Source organism: uncultured Roseibium sp. (assembly GCF_947499295.1).
In the GTDB taxonomy this organism is placed as follows: Bacteria; Pseudomonadota; Alphaproteobacteria; order Rhizobiales; family Stappiaceae; genus Roseibium.
Genome location: NZ_CANMNP010000002.1, coordinates 379,534 through 397,443, shown reverse-complemented (window position 1 = coordinate 397,443; position 17,910 = coordinate 379,534). Strand labels below are relative to the sequence as shown.

Annotated in this window: 17 protein-coding genes; 6 read left to right on the top strand and 11 right to left on the bottom strand. The window is 55.5% G+C overall.

What is annotated here, in order from left to right:
- The first annotated feature begins 95 nt into the window (after positions 1–95).
- Positions 96–245: a hypothetical protein gene (locus Q0835_RS05925; protein WP_298813374.1), complete on the top strand. Its 150-nt coding sequence runs from the start codon at positions 96–98 to the stop codon at positions 243–245.
- A 35-nt stretch (positions 246–280) separates the two neighbouring features.
- Here Q0835_RS05925 and Q0835_RS05920 read toward each other — a convergent pair whose 3' ends face one another.
- The 9 genes from Q0835_RS05920 to ccoN all read right to left on the bottom strand — a co-directional run bounded on the left by Q0835_RS05920 (position 281) and on the right by ccoN (position 9,073).
- Positions 281–949 carry a class I SAM-dependent methyltransferase gene (locus Q0835_RS05920; RefSeq protein WP_298813375.1) on the bottom strand — a complete coding sequence of 223 codons (669 nt, stop codon included), beginning with the start codon at positions 947–949 and terminating at the stop codon, positions 281–283.
- Between the two features lie 86 nt (positions 950–1,035).
- Complete coding sequence (gene ccoS / locus Q0835_RS05915) at positions 1,036–1,185, bottom strand: cbb3-type cytochrome oxidase assembly protein CcoS (RefSeq protein ID WP_152502863.1); 150 nt, start codon at positions 1,183–1,185, stop codon at positions 1,036–1,038.
- A 5-nt stretch (positions 1,186–1,190) separates the two neighbouring features.
- Positions 1,191–3,440 carry a heavy metal translocating P-type ATPase gene (locus tag Q0835_RS05910; RefSeq protein WP_298959296.1) on the bottom strand — a complete coding sequence of 750 codons (2,250 nt, stop codon included), beginning with the start codon at positions 3,438–3,440 and terminating at the stop codon, positions 1,191–1,193.
- A gap of 10 nt (positions 3,441–3,450) precedes the next feature.
- Positions 3,451–3,963: a FixH family protein gene (locus Q0835_RS05905; protein ID WP_298813387.1), complete on the bottom strand. Its 513-nt coding sequence runs from the start codon at positions 3,961–3,963 to the stop codon at positions 3,451–3,453.
- A 10-nt stretch (positions 3,964–3,973) separates the two neighbouring features.
- A complete protein-coding gene (gene ccoG, locus Q0835_RS05900) occupies positions 3,974–5,437 on the bottom strand; it encodes a cytochrome c oxidase accessory protein CcoG (protein ID WP_298813389.1) in 1,464 nt (487 codons plus the stop codon).
- Between the two features lie 189 nt (positions 5,438–5,626).
- Positions 5,627–6,505, bottom strand: coding sequence for a cytochrome-c oxidase, cbb3-type subunit III (gene ccoP, locus Q0835_RS05895; protein ID WP_298959293.1), 879 nt, complete (start codon positions 6,503–6,505; stop codon positions 5,627–5,629).
- Between the two features lie 3 nt (positions 6,506–6,508).
- Entirely contained in the window at positions 6,509–6,664 is a 156-nt protein-coding gene (locus tag Q0835_RS05890; protein ID WP_152502866.1) for a cbb3-type cytochrome c oxidase subunit 3, read from the bottom strand.
- A gap of 5 nt (positions 6,665–6,669) precedes the next feature.
- Positions 6,670–7,404 (bottom strand): cytochrome-c oxidase, cbb3-type subunit II, encoded by a 735-nt coding sequence (gene ccoO, locus Q0835_RS05885; protein ID WP_298813394.1) that lies wholly within the window; start codon positions 7,402–7,404, stop codon positions 6,670–6,672.
- Between the two features lie 13 nt (positions 7,405–7,417).
- The gene (gene ccoN / locus Q0835_RS05880) at positions 7,418–9,073 is read right to left on the bottom strand and encodes a cytochrome-c oxidase, cbb3-type subunit I (RefSeq protein WP_298959290.1); all 1,656 of its coding nucleotides are present in this window, start codon (positions 9,071–9,073) and stop codon (positions 7,418–7,420) included.
- 351 nt (positions 9,074–9,424) lie between these two features.
- Between ccoN and Q0835_RS05875 the strand changes: the two genes are divergently transcribed.
- The gene (locus Q0835_RS05875) at positions 9,425–10,327 is read left to right on the top strand and encodes a DMT family transporter (RefSeq protein ID WP_298959287.1); all 903 of its coding nucleotides are present in this window, start codon (positions 9,425–9,427) and stop codon (positions 10,325–10,327) included.
- Between the two features lie 24 nt (positions 10,328–10,351).
- Here Q0835_RS05875 and Q0835_RS05870 read toward each other — a convergent pair whose 3' ends face one another.
- Positions 10,352–11,245: a LysR family transcriptional regulator gene (locus Q0835_RS05870; protein WP_298959284.1), complete on the bottom strand. Its 894-nt coding sequence runs from the start codon at positions 11,243–11,245 to the stop codon at positions 10,352–10,354.
- A gap of 104 nt (positions 11,246–11,349) precedes the next feature.
- Between Q0835_RS05870 and Q0835_RS05865 the strand changes: the two genes are divergently transcribed.
- The 4 genes from Q0835_RS05865 to Q0835_RS05850 all read left to right on the top strand — a co-directional run bounded on the left by Q0835_RS05865 (position 11,350) and on the right by Q0835_RS05850 (position 16,673).
- Positions 11,350–12,672: an aminotransferase class I/II-fold pyridoxal phosphate-dependent enzyme gene (locus tag Q0835_RS05865; RefSeq protein ID WP_298959281.1), complete on the top strand. Its 1,323-nt coding sequence runs from the start codon at positions 11,350–11,352 to the stop codon at positions 12,670–12,672.
- Positions 12,673–12,773: 101 nt separating this feature from the next.
- Complete coding sequence (locus tag Q0835_RS05860; RefSeq protein WP_298959278.1) at positions 12,774–13,907, top strand: PAS domain-containing protein; 1,134 nt, start codon at positions 12,774–12,776, stop codon at positions 13,905–13,907.
- A gap of 34 nt (positions 13,908–13,941) precedes the next feature.
- Positions 13,942–14,310: a response regulator gene (locus Q0835_RS05855; protein ID WP_298813406.1), complete on the top strand. Its 369-nt coding sequence runs from the start codon at positions 13,942–13,944 to the stop codon at positions 14,308–14,310.
- A gap of 35 nt (positions 14,311–14,345) precedes the next feature.
- Positions 14,346–16,673 carry a methyl-accepting chemotaxis protein gene (locus tag Q0835_RS05850; protein WP_298959275.1) on the top strand — a complete coding sequence of 776 codons (2,328 nt, stop codon included), beginning with the start codon at positions 14,346–14,348 and terminating at the stop codon, positions 16,671–16,673.
- Positions 16,674–16,805: 132 nt separating this feature from the next.
- On the opposite strand, the gene Q0835_RS05845 is transcribed toward Q0835_RS05850, so the two are convergent.
- Positions 16,806–17,855, bottom strand: coding sequence for an AbrB family transcriptional regulator (locus tag Q0835_RS05845; RefSeq protein WP_298959272.1), 1,050 nt, complete (start codon positions 17,853–17,855; stop codon positions 16,806–16,808).
- Between the last annotated feature and the right edge of the window lie 55 nt (positions 17,856–17,910).

Sequence of the window (17,910 nt, the reverse complement as noted above, 5' to 3'; positions counted from 1 at the left end):
CGGGATTCAATCCTGAGCGTCATGGTGAGGCTGTATCGTCAATGCCTTAAACACACATTCTGCCGGTTGTCCGCTCTATGCCCTTGCATCAAGAAATGTTCCAAAACGAAGAAACGTTTGCTGCCGACAAGCCGGACGTCGACATACCTGCAGGATCGTTTCAGCGAGACAACATGTTGCTGATTGCCGGTATAGCGCTGGTGTTGCTGGCAGCGGGCATGGCGATGTCAAGTGCACTGGCCTAGGCCTGCAGTCCGGCATTGAGTTGACAGCCTGTCCCTCATGGTTTTGCAGATCTGGCAGCAAACAAGGCAACACATCCAATCATCTGAATGGACACTTCGGCGAACCGCGCAGAGAGTTCAGCTCGCAATGTTTCCAGAGTGTCGTTGGCGTTCGCAAAAACGCCTTTTGAATTGTAGATACTCATCAGCTTGCGAGCGACCGGCGGGCACGGATTTACGCCTTGCAAGATGGTCGATCCAAAAACCATCCCGTCTTCGGAAAGGTGAGGCTTCAGGTGGTCGAAAATGACCGACTTTCGGGTCATCGAACCTGGCAAGCAATGAAGAAGATAGTTCAGCCCGATACTGTCGAAGTGACCAAGAGTGCGCGGGAATGGAACCAATGCATCGGCGTGAACGGATTTCGGCTTGTACCTGCTGATGCGTTCCGTTGCAATTTCCAGACAATCCCTGTTCGGGTCAAGCAGAGTAATCTGCGGTGACCTTTCAGGAAACCTGGCCTTGTCGAGGAAGAAACCGGTGCCTACGCCGATATCAAGATGGCACGCTGCCAAATTTTCCTCGTGATGTCTAATGAGATGCCGGCTTGGACAGCGCCAGATGAAACGATTGGAAAGTCCCAGAACCAAGGTGTCGTAGATCGCTAGAGATCTGCGAGAATAGACCGCGTAACCGGGTTTGTTTTCTTCGGGAAACTTTTCCACGCACGAGATCTCAAGTCTGACCGCCCACACCACATCCTAGCAGTGTAATGATCTGCACACGCTCGCGCCAACGAATAGAGCACCGCTCAATCGGGCAGATCGTCATCGTCCAGGATGCGCCATTTAGCACCTTCCAGGTCGTCATATTGACCGCTCTTCAGGGACCAGAGAAACGCGCCCAAGCCGAGCGCGCCCAAGAACAAGGCAATCGGGATCAGGAAAATGAGCACATCCATGAGCGTTATCCCTTTGCCAGCTGGTCTTCGGACTTGCGAAGCGGCAGTGGTTCACGTGAATTGGCGTCCTCACCCAACCGTAGTTTCAGCGCATTTGCCGTCACTGCCAATGAAGACGCAGACATGGCAACAGCGGCCATAAGCGGTGTCACGAAACCGGCGACTGCGATCGGTACCGCAATGATGTTGTAGACAACCGAAATCCAAAGGTTCTGCTCGATCGCAGCACGGGCTCGCTTTGAAAGTCGCAGTGCGTCCGCAACGGGTTGCAATTTATCGCCCAGAAAGACCGCGTCTGCGGCAGCCTGGCTCAAATGCACAGCCGAGACCGGAGACAGCGAAACATTTGCACCGGCGAGCGCTGGTGCATCGTTGAGACCATCCCCCACCATCAACACGTTCCTGCCTTCAGCCTGAAGTGCTTCCAACCGGGCAATCTTGCTGGCCGGTTTCATGCCTGCTTGCCAGGCATCCACACCAAGAGCCTTCGCGCATGCGGCGACGGCCGGCTCTGTGTCACCTGAGACAATCTCAAGTGCAAACCCTTGCGCCTTCAGCTGATCAATGACGGCACGCGCATCAAGACGCAGGCTCTGACGGAAGGTCAAAAGCCGAACTGGTGCATCACCGTGCCGGATCGCAAGAAGCGAAGCGCCCGGTGTCTCGGACAAGGCTCGCTCGATCTGCTGGCGAGACGCACCGCAGAACATCGGGCTGCCGAGCCGAAGCGTTTTGCCGGCAACTTCCGCTTCCAGTCCAGCGCCGGAAACCTCGGTTACTTCAGCAAGCGGTGTGATCGCACCTGTTGCCTTGACAAGTGCAGTCGACAGAGGATGGCGGCTGGCCAGAGCAAGCCGGCCGGCCAGAAGCACCGTGTCGTCTGACAGGTCTATTTCACCGCAAAGTTCCGGTTCCGCCAGCGTTAGAGTACCCGTCTTGTCGAACAAGATGGTGTCAATATCGGCCAGACGTTCGATCGCATCGCTTGAATTCAGAAGGACACCGCATCGAAACAACTGTCCCGAGGCAACGACCTGGACCGCGGGCACCGCAAGCCCGAGCGCACAGGGACAGGTAATGATCAGAACCGAAATGGAAATCACAAGCGCGGGCTGCCAAGCCAGTCCTGCCAGTAGCCAGCCAAGGAAGGTGATTGCCGCTGCACCGTGCACAAGTGGCGCATAAAGCCGGGCCGCCCGATCGGCAACGCGAACATACTTCGACTTTGCCTGTGACGCGGTTTCAAGAAGCCGATTGACCTCATCCAGGAGCGTCGCACCGGACGCGGCCTCAACGCGCACCTGCAAGGCTCCTGCTCCGTTCAAAGTACCAGCGTAAACGCGCTGCCCCGGATTTACGGGAACAAGAACACTTTCCCCCGTCACCAGGCTCTGGTCGATTTCCGAAGCGCCTGTTTCGACAACTCCGTCAACGGGAACACGTTCACCACCCGAGACCATGACAAGGTCACCGGTCTCAATCTTGGAAAGCGGAACTTCGCGGACGCTGCCATCCGGATTGATCCGGGCTGCGACTTCAGCCTTCAAAGCGGCAATGTTTTCAGCGAAGGAACGCGTGCGGCCACGCATATTGTGGTCGAGATATCGGCCAATCAGCAAAAAGAACAGCAACATCACCGCAGATTCAAAATAGGCATGATGATGATGCTGGATCGTTTGCACGACTGAGAGAGCAACCGCAAGAAAGACACCGATCACGATCGGCACATCCATATTCAACCGCCCCGCGGAGAGCGCCTTGAACGCGCTTTTCACGAAAGGCCGGCCCGAATAGGCAACGGTCGGCAGCGCAATCAAAGCTGACAACCAGTGAAAGAAATCACGCGTTTCAGGGGTAATGTCAGTTGCATTTCCGGACCAGACGGAAACGGACAACAGCATGATGTTCATGCCGGCGAAACCTGCAACCGCCAGGCAACGCAACAATTGTTTGCCGCTTTTGTCCTGCCGCTCGCGCTGACTCGCGGGATCGAAGGGATGCGCCGCATAGCCGAGACGCTCCAACTCGGCAACAATCTCGTCGGCTCCGGTCTCATCCTGGACCCAGTCGACTGCAAGACGCTGGCTGGTCAGGTTGACCCGTGCATTGCGAATTCCCGGAAGCCGGCGCAAGCCACGCTCAATTTCGCCCATGCAGGCAGCACAGGTGATACCGTCGACGGCGAGGTCCATATGAACCGCGCCGTCCTTTCCCGGGGTGACAAAAGCCTGCCAATCGCGCTGATGAACCGTCAAGACAGTCGCCTCAATCCGTCAGGAAAACCCGGTTTTCGGACTTGAACATCCGCTTACCGTCCTGCTCGATTACCAACACAAGGTTCCAATTGCCGGCAGGCAAACTGGAGACGTCAGCCGTATACCGGCCGCCGCCATCTGCATTCAGGAAGAGCTCGACATCCCCCTCACCCTGAGCGGGGCGCCGCAGCGCGGCTTTGACATCCACACCATAGAGAGGCGTCCCCTTTGCATCCAATGCCGTGACCTGAACCTTGGCACTTGCACCAGCCGTCCGGGTAACTTCATTGGTCACCTGCCAGTGCAATTCTTCCTGAGCCTTTGCAGCCGCAATTTCCTGATTGTAGGCCTGCCCGGCCTCATAGGAACTTTCCACGACCACGCCCGGGAATGATCCGAATGCAAGGTAAAGAAAAATCGCGTTGGCGGTAAAAATGACGCCAAAAAACCCTATCAGCCAGGCCAGCACCGTCTTGCCGGTAATAGCCTTTGGATCCTTCATGTTCGACTGGACCATGGTCATCATTATCTCCTCAAGGATTTCCCGGGGCTTTGAACGTGTCTCTGGCTGTCACAACCTCACCCATCACGCTTTCCGTGATCCGGAAGATGACGGGTGTCGAATGAGGCATGTCTAAACTTGGCGGCGATGTCACCAGTATCCGAACTTCCCGCGTGGTGTCCGGACCAACCTCAATAAATGGCCGGCCGGCAAAGGTTTCGTCGACGCCTACAGCTTCAACAAGCGTTTCGGGCGGCATGCCCTCCACGTGAAGCATGAAGTGGCGCTCGTGGCGACGCTTGTTCGAAAGACGAACCGAATAGCCGTTGCGCACAGATCCGTCGGACTGTTCCACAAAGACCGGATTTCTGTCGTGCAGAACGCTGATGTCGGCAAAATCCCGGTTGAGCAACACGAACAGCATGATCGCGCCAACCAGCGCAATGACTGCCGCATAGACAACGGTTCGGACGCGGACAATCTCGTAGACCGGTTCCTTGCCTTCGATCCGGCGTTCAATGTTTTCGTCAGTATCATAAGCGATCAGGCCCGTTGGCTTTCCGACCTTCTTCATGATGTTGTCGCACGCGTCGATGCAGAGGCCACACTGAATGCAATCAAGCTGCATCCCTTTGCGAATATCGACCCCTGTCGGACAGACCTGGAAACACTGATAGCAGTCGATGCAATCGCCTGCGGGAAGTCCCTGATCAACGAGTTTCTTGTTTTGCTTCAGGGATCCGCGCGGTTCACCACGATCCCAACGATAGGTGACGTTGAGGGCTTTTTCGTCGGTCAGTGCAGCCTGAATCCGTGGCCAGGGGCACATATAGATGCACACCTGCTCCCGCATGAAACCCGCCAGCAGATACGTCGTCGTGGTCAGTATCCCGATCCAGATATAGGCAATCATGGGTGCCTGGAACGTCAGCAATTGCCAGACCAGCGTCGGGGCATCGTTGAAGTAAAGAACCCAGGCTCCACCTGTCCACCAGGCAATCATCAGCCAGAAGAAGTGTTTTGTCGCTCTTTTGCCAACCTTGCTGGCGGTCCAGGGCTGTTTGTCGAACGCGATGCGCTCGCGCCTGTCACCCTCGACCTGTCGCTCGACCCACAGGAACAGATCCGTCCAAACCGTCTGAGGGCACAGATAGCCACACCAGATCCGGCCAGCGACGGCGTTCATCAAAAACAAGGCCACTGCTGCGATAATGAGAAGGCCGGTGAGGTAATAGACTTCCTGCGGCCAGATCTCGATGAAGAAAAAATATGCCCGCCGGTGCTCCATATCGACCAGAACAGCCTGTCCCGGTGCGTTCGGCCCCCTGTCATACCGAATGAAAGGGAGAAAGTAGTAGATGCCCAGAGTAATGAATAGCAGTGCCCACTTGATCCTGCGAAACAGACCGTGGGTCGCCATGGGATAGATCTTTTTGGCTGACGCAAACCATTCGTCGGATTGCGAGCCTTCATGCGTTTCGGTGTCCGTAGACATGCCGCCCGTCCTCTTAAACGCGATCCTGCCCCAATAGGATCTGAACTTTCAGATGCTCATGATCTTTAGCATCCGTATCTCAAAATAAACCGGCGCAAAGCGTCACACTTTGCGCCGGATCAAATCATTCAGGCCATCTGGCGTTTTTGTCGCATCAGTCCTGTGAATTGCAGGCCCGGCCTGACAGTTTTACTGACCACCACCGAAGGAGTGGACGTAAACCGTCAACGACTTGATGGTCGCCGGATCGAGACGATCCGCCCATGCGGGCATCACACCGTTCCGCGGGTTCGTGACCTGTGCCTTGATGGCATCAAGCGATTTGCCATAAAGGTAGTTGGCCGACATCAAGCTCGGTGCTCCGACTTCCTGGATACCTTCGAGGTTGTCGCCATGACATGCCGCGCAATTGTCTTCGTAGAGCGTCTGCCCAGCGGCCAGATCAACACCCTCGTCCGTTTCCAGTCCAGCTTTGGATGCGACGAAGTTCGAAACCTGATTGATCTCGTCCTTGCTCAGAAGCTCGTCGCGGCCATACGCCGGCATGTCACCGAAACGGGTGTCGTCATTGGTTGTGCGGATGCCATGGAGCAAGGTGGTTTGGATGTCATCCAATGTGCCTCCCCAAAGCCAGGTGTCATCCTGCAGGTTTGGATAACCCTCCGCACCCGTGCCGCCGCTGCCATGGCAAGGTGCACAGTTGTCACCGAAGGCAGCCTGTCCGTTTGCCAATGCAAATTGCAGCATATCCTGATCAGCCGAAATGTCCTGTAGCGAAGTTGCGACAATCTTGTCGGCAAACTCGGACCGGTCGGCAATACCCTGATCATAAGCGGCAATCGCTTCCATGCGCTGGTTGGCGCCGAGGACACCTGTGGTGTAACTGGTTACCAACGGCCAGGCCGGATAAAGGATCCAGTAAACAACCGCCCAGGCGATGGTGACGTAAAAGAGATACAGCCACCACCTCGGCAAGGGATTGTTCAGTTCCTTCAGGCCATCCCACTCGTGACCGGTTGTTTCGACCCCGGAAACCTGGTCGACTTCCTTGTTGTGTGCGTCAGCCATCAATCAATCCTCCCGAAACGGGATCTGAGCTGCATCGTCGAACTTTTTGCGGTTCTTTGGCCACAACGCATAGGCCAGGACGATGCCAAACAGGATCATGAAGTAGAGTAGGCCCCAGGTCTGTGCGAAGCCTGCGAAAGCGGTATACGTTTCGTTCATCGCCCTTACCTCGAGTTTGCCTTGTTGTCGTAGATGGAGAAGTCCACCATCGTGCCGAGCACCTGGAGATAGGCGACGAGTGCGTCCATCTCGGTAACGGCGTCAGGGTTGCCGTCGAAATCACGGATCTGAGCCGTCGGCCAGCGTTCCTCGAATGCATAAGCTGCATCCGTGTCCGGCCGAGCCTGTCCCATCAGGTCGCTGGCGGCGTTCTCAATCTGCTCTTCGGTGTAAGGCACACCAACGATGCTGTTGACCGTCAGGGCCGATTGAGTGTCACGCGTATCCAGCTTGTTTTCCGCCAGGAACGGATAGCCGGGCATGATAGACGCGGGAACCAGAGACCTTGGGTCGATCAGGTGCTCAGTGTGCCAGGCGTCGGAATACTTGCCGCCAACGCGGGCAAGGTCCGGGCCTGTACGCTTGGACCCCCACTGGAACGGATGGTCATACATTGACTCCGCCGCCAGCGAGAAATGACCATAGCGTTCCATCTCGTCCCGCATCGGGCGCACCATCTGCGAGTGGCAGAGGTAACATCCCTCACGGATGTAGATGTCACGCCCCTTGAGCTCGAGCGGCGTGTAGGGCCGCATTCCGACGGTCTTCTCGATCGTGCTCTTCAAGTAGAAGAGCGGCGCAATCTCGACCAGACCGCCTATGGCGACCGCCACCAGAATGCCGATCAGCAGAACAAAGGAGTTCTTCTCAAAGACTTCGTGTTTTTTCCATGCAGACATTTTTGTCCCTCCCCTATTCGGCCGGAGCCAGGGAGCCAGCCGGCGCAGCGTCGGCTTCTTCAGCCTCGCCATGACGGACGGTCATCCAGAGATTATAGGCCATGATCACAGCGCCGATCACAAAGAGCGCACCGCCGAGAGCACGGATGATGTAGAAGGGATGCATCGCTTCCACGGTTTCCACGAACGAATATTCAAGGAAGCCGAGACTGTCGTATGCGCGCCACATCAGGCCCTGCATGATACCGGACACCCACATCGCGGTGATGTAGAGAACGATACCGAGCGTCGACAGCCAGAAGTGCCAGTTCACCAGCTTCAGCGAATAGAGCTGCTTCTTGTTCCAAAGCCATGGAACGAGGCAGTAGATCGCGCCGAAGGAGATGTACCCCACCCAGCCGAGAGCACCGGAATGCACATGGCCAATGGTCCAGTCGGTGTAATGTGACAGCGAGTTGACCGAGCGCAGGCTCATCAGCGGACCTTCAAAGGTCGACATTCCGTAGAATGCAACCGAGACAACCATCATGCGCAGAACCGGATCGGTTCTCAGCTTGTCCCAAGCACCCGAAAGGGTCATCAGACCGTTGATCATGCCACCCCAGGACGGCATCCACAGGATGATGGAGAAGGTTGCACCCAGGGTCGATGCCCATTGCGGCAGAGCCGTATAGTGAAGGTGGTGCGGTCCAGCCCAGATGTAGAGGAAGATCAGCGCCCAGAAGTGGACGATTGACAGACGGTACGAATAGACCGGCCGGTCAGCCTGCTTCGGAATGAAGTAGTACATGATGGCCAGGAAGCCGGCTGTCAGGAAGAACCCGACCGCGTTGTGGCCGTACCACCATTGCACCATCGCGTCCTGTACGCCCGACCAGACAATGTAGGACTTGGTCGAATAGATCGACACCGGTATCGTCAGGTTGTTGGTGATGTGAAGCATGGCAATCGTGACGATGAACGCCAGATAGAACCAGTTGGCCACATAAATATGCGGCTCTTTCCGCTTCCAGAGCGTGCCGAGGAACAGGAACAGGTAGAAGACCCAGACGATGGTCAGCCACAGATCGGCATACCATTCCGGTTCCGCATATTCCTTACTCTGGGTCACGCCCAGAAGGTACCCGGTGCCCGCAATCACGATGAATGCGTTGTAACCGAGAATGACGAACCAAGGCAGGATCCTGCCCGGCATACGGGCCCGGCTGGTCCTTTGCACCACATACATTGACGTGGCCAGCAGCACGTTGCCGCCAAAGGCGAAAATCACAGCTGATGTGTGCAAGGGACGCAAGCGCCCGAAATTGGTCCAGGGCAGATCGAAATTCAGGGCCGGCCATGCCAGCTGCAATGCGATCACGAGCCCGACCGTAAACCCGGCCAGCCCCCAGAATACTGCTGCTATGGTCCCGAATTTGACCGGTCCCATGTTGTAGTTCGGTTTTCCGTCGATTTCAGCCGGGATCGGTTCCCCGCCATCGTCGAAGTAGTTTTTGAAGATAAAAAACACGCCCACAGCGGCAAACAATGTGCCGATGCCAGCGTGAAATGCCATGACCTGATCAAATGTCTTGCCTGCTACGATCAAGCAGACAAAAGCAAGCACCACGAGGAAGATCGCAAAACCGCCTTCCTCGAGCGAGATCATTTTGGCCTTATTTTGTGCCATTTCAGCGCCCCAGTCCTTAGAATCCATACAAGGTGCCAACGATGGCACGACCATGCACACGACTTTTCCCGAGCCGCGTTGATTCATATCAATGGGGTCATACAGTCCCTCTAGACAAAAGGTTGAGTGCAGGTTGTCGCACCTGATCGGCACAATGTCGCAGCTCTCGGCCCGATCCCCGCAAAGGCCCTTGATTTGCCCATTTTTCCAACCGGCAATTGCCGGTCGTTTACGTCCCTGAACCACGAATTTTAAGCGCACCTGCAGGTAAGCTGTGCTACTTCGTCTCTGCCTTCCTCACGTCGGCACCGGTTTCAGTGGGGCCGGTGCCTCCAAATCAGGACATGCTTCTTGTCATCGTCGCACGAGAATAAAACGCCTTTGCCAGCGAACCTTGCCGGTAGCCTCTGGATGATCGCTGCCATGGCGGCGTTCGCATTGGAGGATGCGTTTGTGAAACAGGCGGCGCTACAGCTGCCTGTCAGCGAAATACTTGTCTTGTTTGGTATCGGCGGTGCATTGGCGTTCTGGGCCCTGGCAGTCTTTAATGGTGAGCGCGTGTTCAGGCGCGAAGCCCTGTCGCCCGTAATGCAGGTGCGTTTCGGTTTCGAGCTCGTTGGACGGTTGTTTTATATTCTCGCTCTGGCCCTCACGCCCCTCTCGGCCACAACAGTCATTCTTCAGGCCACACCGATTTTTGTTGTGTTGGGCGCTGCGCTTTTCTTTGGCGAGAAAGTCGGCTGGCGTCGATGGACAGCAATTCTCGTCGGTCTTGTCGGCGTCATTATCGTTTTGCGGCCTGACAGCGGATCGTTTACGCCCTTGTCACTGCTTGCGGTCATCGGCATGCTCGGCTTTTCCGGCCGTGATCTGGCCAGCCGGGCAGCTCCGGCATCGCTCAGCACAAATGTGCTGGGATTCTACGGCTTCGTGACCATACTCATCGCCGGGCTCTTGTTCGGTCTCTGGGAACAACTGGTATTTGTCACTCCTCCCCCCAACAGCGTTTTCGCTCTTCTGGCCGCCGTTTTTTTCGGCATCTTTGCCTATACCGCGCTGATGAAAGCGATGCGGACAGGTGAAATCGCCACGGTCGCGCCTTTCCGCTATTCCAGGCTTCTATTCGGTGTCCTATTGGGTGTTGTCTGGTTTGGAGAAACAATCGATGCGCAAATGCTGATCGGATGCGGCGTCATCGTCGGATCGGGGCTGTTCATCTTATGGCGCGGTGGCAAAGTGCGCGGCAACACCTGATCAGCTGCGGTAGTCTGATCTTGTTCAAGCGGTCTGGTCGGCCAGTCTTTTCAGTTCCATCGTCACATCGTCAACCGCCTTGTTGCCTTGCCCACCCGGGAGGCTCCACAGACAAATCGGCATCTCGAGCGGCGTGGATATGGCGAATGGAGCCACCAAATCTCCTGAATGCAAGTGTTCCTCAATCAGGCGCTTGTGCGCCATCAGAACACCGGCGCCGCTAAGAGCCTCCTGAACCGCCAGCGAGTAGAGGGAATAGACCGGTCCCTTGGGAACAAACTCCCAGCCGTCTACCGAACGGGATGCCCAATTGCGCCAGTCATCCGACCAGGCACTGTCAGTCAGGCAGGTGACATTATCGAGATCCATAGGTGTTCTAAGCGTCGCGGCAATCGCTGGGGTGCACACAGGCAATAACTCATCTGACGAAATGACGGTTGCCCCACGATCTTGCGCGTCCGCATAGAAAAGGCACAAATCAAAGGGAACACGCTTGAGGTTCGGAGGCACCTCCAGAGCCGTTACAGAAATATCCATGTCCGGATATTTCGCCCGGATAGCGGGCAGACGGGGTGCCAGCCAGAGTTCCGCAAGCGCTGGCAATGCCGCGATGTGAACCTTGCGCGGTTCTGCTTCGCGTCGAAGCTCGCGGACGGTCTGGCCCAGATCGTCAAAAACGGTGACAAAACCGGGTAATGCTCTTTCACCAAGCGGTGTCAAACGCACACCACGCACATGGCGTTCAAATAGCGGCGCCCCGATGTCTTCTTCCAATTTCTTGACCAGGGCTGCAACAGCTCCAGGCAACACATTCAGTTCTTGTGCTGCCTGTGCGAACCCACCCAACCTTGCTGAAGCTTCGAACGCCCGCAAGGCATTGAGAGACGGCAGCCGGGGGACCGGAGGGGCAACTGACATGATCTGAGACCTAATTTTTCTAGCCCTTAAATTTCTAAAATCTTGTTTGTCCTAGCGCAAGTTTCCGCGGCAACCTGGTGCAGACGAGAAACTGGAGTTGAGACATGAGTGCACGAGACACACATCCCTGGTTGCCTGCTGAAGCCATTTCACGGATTGACGGCATCAAGGATGCTTCCTGCGAACTGAATTCGCAGCAGATCGTCTCACGCATTGAAGCGTTGGCCGACGAAAACCGGACCATCCACGAAAAGAACTGTTTCAACCTCAACCCTGCGACCAATGTCATGAACCCTCGGGCCGAAGCACTGCTGGCAAGCGGTCTCGGCTCCAGGCCTTCGCTCGGATATCCTGGCGACAAATATGAAATGGGTCTTGAAGCCATTGAAGAGATCGAGGTTTTGGCGAGCGCACTGGCTTGCGAAATTTTCAGATCTACCCATTCGGAAATCCGGGTCGCTTCCGGAGCAATGGCCAATCTTTATGCCTTCATGGCTACCACGCGTGCGGGCGATGTCATTATCGCTCCACCGGCATCGGTCGGTGGCCACGTGACCCACCACCAACCGGGATGCGCCGGTCTCTACGGTCTTGAAATCCACACGGCCCCGGTCGATGCTGACGGCTACACACTCGACATTGACGGCCTGCGGCGGCTTGCCCGCGAGAAGCAACCGAAGCTCATCACCATCGGAATGAGTTTGAACCTCTTTCCGCATCCTGTTGCGGACATTCGGGAAATAGCGGACGAAGTCGGCGCCCTGGTCCTGTTCGATGCGGCCCATCAGTGCGGAATGATCGCCGGCGGTGTATTTGCAGACCCGCTTTCGGAGGGCGCCCACTTGATGACGATGAGCACCTACAAAAGCCTCGGCGGCCCCGCCGGTGGCCTGATCGTCACAAACGAGGCGGACCTGGCGCAGAAGCTTGATGCAATCGCGTTTCCGGGCATGACGGCCAATTTCGACGTGGCCAAATCTGCCGCACTGGCCATCACATTGCTGGACTGGCGCGAATTCGGGACTTCCTATGCCCGGAAAATGGCAGACACCGCACAGGCACTTGCCGCGGCACTTGCTGAAGAAGGGATGCCTGTCTTCAAGACCGGCAACGGATTTACCGCTTCACACCAATTTGCTCTTGAAGCAGCTGCGTTTGGCGGTGGGCAGACTGCATCTAAAAAACTCCGCAAGGCAGGCTTCCTGGCTTGCGGCATCGGCTTGCCTGCCGCGGATGTTGCCGGTGACATGAACGGCTTGAGAATTGGCACTCCTGAACTTGTGCGCTGGGGTATGGACGATATCCATATGCCGCAACTGGCGCATCTGATCGCTGAGGCTCTGCGGTCAAATGATCCCGAAGCAATGGCCGGACGTGTAGCGGAATGGCGGGGCAGTTTCGGGGCACTGCACTATGTGCTGACATAACCAAGACTGTGGTTTTACCGCATCAAGTGCCTTCCGTTTTTTCCAGTCTGTGAATACCTTTTGCATTGCAAGTTCTTCAATGCACCGGGGGCAACACGGATATGCCGGACTCTAGCAACGACGGATACGCAGCCCTGGGGCACCTGATCAAAGGAGCCCCGGATCTCTTAAAGTCGATCCTTGAAGGTTCTCCGGACACCATCAGCGTTTCCGATGTAAGCCAGCCGGACTTGCCGCTCACCTATGTGAACCCGGCATTCACGAAAACAACCGGCTACGCCTCAGATGAAGCCCTTGGTCGGAACTGCAGGTTTCTGCAGGGCGAGAGCACCAACAGGGACGATGTCGCCAGAATTCGGAAGGCCATTGAAGACCAGAAACCAATCGACATCATCGTGCTGAACTACAAGAAAGACGGGGAGCCATTCCTGAACGCTTTGCGCATGGCACCGATCTTCGACAAATCAGGACGGCTTTCAGCCTATTTGGGCATTCAACGCGACATCACCCAGGAACGCCTTAGGGAAGAAAAGGAAAAGACGCAGAACCGTCTTGAAACACTCGGGACTGCGTCAGGTGCACTCGCCCATCAGCTGAACAATCTGCTGCATCCCATAGAGAGCCTGATTTCACTTCATTTGCCTGACATCCCCGACCCCGCGATCAGGGCCGATCTGGATATGGCACGCTATAGCGCGCATCAGGCTGCGGACCTCTCCAACAACTTGCTCGGCCTTTCGCGTGGGGAATTTCAAAACAGTTCCGAATCGACTCACCTGCCTGACGCCCTGATCCGCACAATCTCACTGGTGCAGCTCATGCTGCCGGCAACTGTCAGTATTCAAACCGACTTTCGGAACGTTCCAGCAGATTTGGCTATACCGATCAATGAAACTCTGTTTGCACAAGTATTGATCAATATCATCACCAACGCGTCCCAAGCGACAAAGCATCTAGGGATAATACGTATAGAACTCAAGAAAACTGAAAACACCAGACTCCAGATTTCCATTTCCGATAATGGGCCAGGTATTGAAAAGTCTGATAGAGATAAAATATTCAAACCATTTTACTCAAAAAGTCTAAGTAAAAATAGTTCCGGACTTGGTCTTCCTGTCGCTTTGCAAATTATTAATAATATTGGTGGAATAATTATTCTTAGTGAGGGCTTAATACAACCAGACGGACATGGATACGGTTGTATGTTTACTTTAGATCTGCCCAACATTACGTAAGGTTGTTTCTAGGTCGTACTTGGAGGGGAATACCGTGTGTCAAATTCTGCTGATTGACGATATGCAGCCGGTTCGCCACGCGATTGCGGCTACCTTGCGGAAAGCTGGGCATGAAGTTGTCGAGGCCGAGGACGGTCAAAAAGGTCTCGATATCGCTTCTAGCCGGACATTCGATCTCGTGATCACGGATATCATGATGCCCGCAACAGACGGCACAGATGTCGTGTTTGCGCTCAAGTCTGCACCGGCAGGGCCGAAGGTGGTCGCCATGTCAGGCGGGGGGGCCGGCATTCCTGCGAAGGAAGCACTTCATCTTCCGTCTTCGCAGGCCGACGCAGTTCTGAAGAAGCCTTTCACAAACGAAGTTCTGATCGACACAGTGCGCGATCTCACCTCGAGCTGATCTAGACATTCAACCACGCTTCTGGAGGGGTTATCGTGGCCTGGTTTTACAATATGCGGCTTACGCAGAAACTTCTGCTTGCCTTCGGTACATTACTTGTCGTGATGCTCTTTCTCGGCGGAAAATCCGCCCTGATGTTTCAAACACTCGATCACGAATTCTCCGAATTCTCCGAGCACGGCAATGCTCTTGCTGCCGCGGCGGACATCACGCAAGGGTTTTCAGAGATGGAGATCTCGGCGATAGAATACGTCACCAATCCAACTCCTGAAAATCTCGAGAAGGTTGATGTTGCGCACACTAGTGTCGCTTTCATGATCGACGAAAAGCTGCAAAAACTGCATGTGCCGGAAGAGGTTAAACGCCTCGAGGATGCGAAAAAACATATCGAAATCTATTGGAAAAACTTCCAGAAACTCGCCGAGGAGCGTGAACAGCAGCTCGTTATTGTGGACAATCAGCTCCACAAAACAGGCGACAAGTTGCAGTCGGAAATTTTGACGGTCTTCAAGCATAAACTGGAAGGCGAGCTCGCAAGCGAGACCCCAAGCGAGACACTTGATCTCGTCACGGATGCGACGGTTCACCTGCTGATCGCCCGCGATCATGCCAACCGATATGTCTATTCACACGATGAGAGCGAACTCGACTACGCTCTTTCGGAGATTGAGCGGGTCAAGAAAGACCTTACGAGCGACTCCATGGCGGCGCTGAAAGGTGAAGACAAAGCACTCGTTGAAGATGCCGTTCATCAGATAGAAGTCTACGTCGCGGCCCTGAACGACTACCGAGCACTTGATCAGGACATCAAACGGCTCGAAAAGGATGTCATGCAGGCCGAGGTGAAGATCATCACTGACGATCTGGAATTGATCAAAAACTTCGCAATCGAGGCCGAACACAAGATCGAAGATCTGGTTCACGCACAGACATCCAGCGCAGTTCTGTTTTCGATTGCTGGAACGCTGGTTGGATTGGTCCTTGGCCTGTCAGCCGCCATTGTCCTCGGACGCATGATAAGCCGCCCCATCGTCCAGCTTTCGGGCACCATGCACGACCTTTCTGAAAACAGGCTCGACACACATGTCGCTGAACCGCGTGGCAAGGACGAAGTCGCAGATATGACCCGTTCGGTCATCGTGTTCCGGGACGGTCTGATCGAGCGCCACAAAATGCGTGAAGAGCAGGAAAGGGACCGCGAGACTTCGCAACGGCGCAGGGACGAACTCGATCAGATGGTCGGAATCTTCGGCAACACCATCCGCGGCATTTTCAAACGTATGTCAGAATCGTCCACCGAAATGTCCACGACCGCCGAAGACCTGACCCAGAATGCAGATCATTCAACGTCGCAGGCTTTGACACTTGATCAGGACGCCTCGGAAACCTCCGGCATGGTCGCAACGGTTTCCTCCGCCGCCGAGGAACTGATTTCCTCCATTCAGGAAATTCAGCGAAACGCCGACCACTCGGCGGAAATTGCCACGAAAGCTTCCGGAAAGGCGGAAGAAACGCGCTCGAACTTTGCGGAGCTTGTCAGCGCAGCAGACCAGATCACAAGTGTGGTCGATCTCATTCGCGAAATTGCGGACCAAACCAACCTCCTGGCCCTGAATGCGACGATTGAAGCCGCGCGTGCAGGTGAAGCGGGCAAGGGATTTGCGGTGGTTGCCTCCGAAGTCAAGGAGCTTGCTGCACAGACCGCGCGCGCCACAGGTGAAATCGGCAATCAGGTTGGCGCTGTTCAGCGCACTGCCCAGGGCGCTGAACAGCACATGAGCGAGATTTACGAGACTGTTCAGGAAATCAGCGAAGTTGCCAACAGCATTGCAGCCTCGGTTTCGCAACAGCAAAGCGCAACCTCGGAAATCGCGCAGAGCATGGAAACCGTGTCGAGCAATGCAATGAGGGTTCGTGATAGCGTCTCCGTCATGCGCGACAACGCAGAAAACTGCGCGTCTTCGTCGCTTCTTGTCAAAAGAGGGAGCGCCGTTGTCTATGATGAGGCCGTGCTCCTGGGCTCGGAGGTCGAAACCTTCCTCGGCGCGATCGGCAACAGGTCCGATGACGAGACCTATCGGATCTATGCTGTCGACTGGGCCGCCAATCTGAGCGTTGGCGACAACCAGATGACCGCACAATGTGTTAGCATCTCTTCGGCCAACTGCGTGATCGATGTCAAACTCGATTGCCCGGCCGGGACACCTGTCGTGTTTGAGACGGAGTGGCTGAAAGAGCCTGTTCAGGCGCGCGTCTCGGTAACGGACGATCATGGCACCACGCTGCAGTTCCCGCTGAAGCTGGACCATATTGCCGATATCAAGTTCCAGCTGGAACAACTGAGCCTGCGCACAGCCGCTTGAGACAGACCGTTTCGCAAATCAAAAGGGCCGTTGCAAAACGGCCCTTTTTTCTTGCTCGCATTGAGAACCGCGCAAGCCTGGAACAAACTGTTCAAACAAGACTGCGATTTCTGTCTTTCCCTCATTGACGCTTCAGGTTGGCCGTCTGCCCAGGACCAGAACGGTTATCAGCGGCAGCAACAGAACCATGCTTGTGAAGCGGACAATCTGATGGGCGGCGACAAAGGCAGGATCGAGATCGAGCATGAAGGCAAGCAGCGTCATGACTTCCAGTCCGCCGGGCGCATAGGCAAGAAGCGCCTGACCAAAGGGAATGCCGGCCAGTTCCGACAGGAGCAGTGCTCCGGCAATCGACGTCAGAAAGGCGGCGCAAAACGCGGCAATCGATGCGCCCAACACGCTCATGAATTGGCGAAATGTCATGTTGGCAAATCGGCAACCGATCATCGCTCCCATCATGACAAAGCAGGGCAGCACAACAAATTCAGGTAGAGCCAGGGTTAGAAGACCTGTCGCGTTGAGCCCCGCGCTCATAAAAAAGGCACCGGTCATCCACCCGCCAGGCACCCGAAGCTTTACGGCCAAAAAGCTGGCTGCCAGACAAAGCGGCAAACCCAAAAGGATTTCCAGAGGCGTGGAAACAATGACCGACATTCCCTGCCCTGTCGGTTCACCATTGGATGTCACGACAGCGAAGGGCAATATTGCGACCAACACAAAAAGACGGAGAGACTGACTGGAGGCAATGCGCGGCAGGTCCGCGCCGCGCTCTGTCGCCAACGCAATCACGTAGTTCAGCGCGCCGGGGATTGCTCCGAAAAAAGCCGTATCACGTGACCATTTGGCGCCGAAATGCAGCACGACATACCCTGCCATTGTCACGGCAACCACAACAACAACCAGCAAGGCCATGGAAACTGGCCATTCTCCTATCCGTTCCAGGACATCGGGACGGACGCCGGCTCCCATTGACAGGCCGATCAAGACGAACAGCGCGTCACGAAGCTTGTCGGGCAGCAATGTTGGCGCACCCGCCAGCGTTGCAAGCGCAACAAAAACCATCGCGCCAGAAAGCCACGCGGCCGGAAGGTCCATAATATAAAACGCTGTTCCTCCCAACGCGGCAATCAGTACCGTGAGGAGAACGCGGCCGAAGACCGTCTCGATAGACATCGAATTCATGAGCAACCGTTTTCTGATAGGGAAGATACCCTATAGAACCGTCCTACAGCTTTGG

What these genes read in the sequence shown, in the direction of transcription:
- Q0835_RS05860 (WP_298959278.1), top strand. Translation starts at nt 12,774, where the DNA reads ATGCCGGACTCTAGCAACGACGGATACGCAGCCCTGGGGCACCTGATC.
- ccoS (WP_152502863.1), bottom strand. Translation starts at nt 1,185, where the DNA reads ATGGATGTGCTCATTTTCCTGATCCCGATTGCCTTGTTCTTGGGCGCG.
- Q0835_RS05870 (WP_298959284.1), bottom strand. Translation starts at nt 11,245, where the DNA reads ATGTCAGTTGCCCCTCCGGTCCCCCGGCTGCCGTCTCTCAATGCCTTG.
- Q0835_RS05905 (WP_298813387.1), bottom strand. Translation starts at nt 3,963, where the DNA reads ATGACCATGGTCCAGTCGAACATGAAGGATCCAAAGGCTATTACCGGC.
- Q0835_RS05865 (WP_298959281.1), top strand. Translation starts at nt 11,350, where the DNA reads ATGAGTGCACGAGACACACATCCCTGGTTGCCTGCTGAAGCCATTTCA.
- Q0835_RS05890 (WP_152502866.1), bottom strand. Translation starts at nt 6,664, where the DNA reads ATGAACGAAACGTATACCGCTTTCGCAGGCTTCGCACAGACCTGGGGC.
- ccoG (WP_298813389.1), bottom strand. Translation starts at nt 5,437, where the DNA reads ATGTCTACGGACACCGAAACGCATGAAGGCTCGCAATCCGACGAATGG.
- Q0835_RS05925 (WP_298813374.1), top strand. Translation starts at nt 96, where the DNA reads ATGTTCCAAAACGAAGAAACGTTTGCTGCCGACAAGCCGGACGTCGAC.
- ccoO (WP_298813394.1), bottom strand. Translation starts at nt 7,404, where the DNA reads ATGTCTGCATGGAAAAAACACGAAGTCTTTGAGAAGAACTCCTTTGTT.
- ccoP (WP_298959293.1), bottom strand. Translation starts at nt 6,505, where the DNA reads ATGGCTGACGCACACAACAAGGAAGTCGACCAGGTTTCCGGGGTCGAA.
- ccoN (WP_298959290.1), bottom strand. Translation starts at nt 9,073, where the DNA reads ATGGCACAAAATAAGGCCAAAATGATCTCGCTCGAGGAAGGCGGTTTT.
- Q0835_RS05845 (WP_298959272.1), bottom strand. Translation starts at nt 17,855, where the DNA reads ATGAATTCGATGTCTATCGAGACGGTCTTCGGCCGCGTTCTCCTCACG.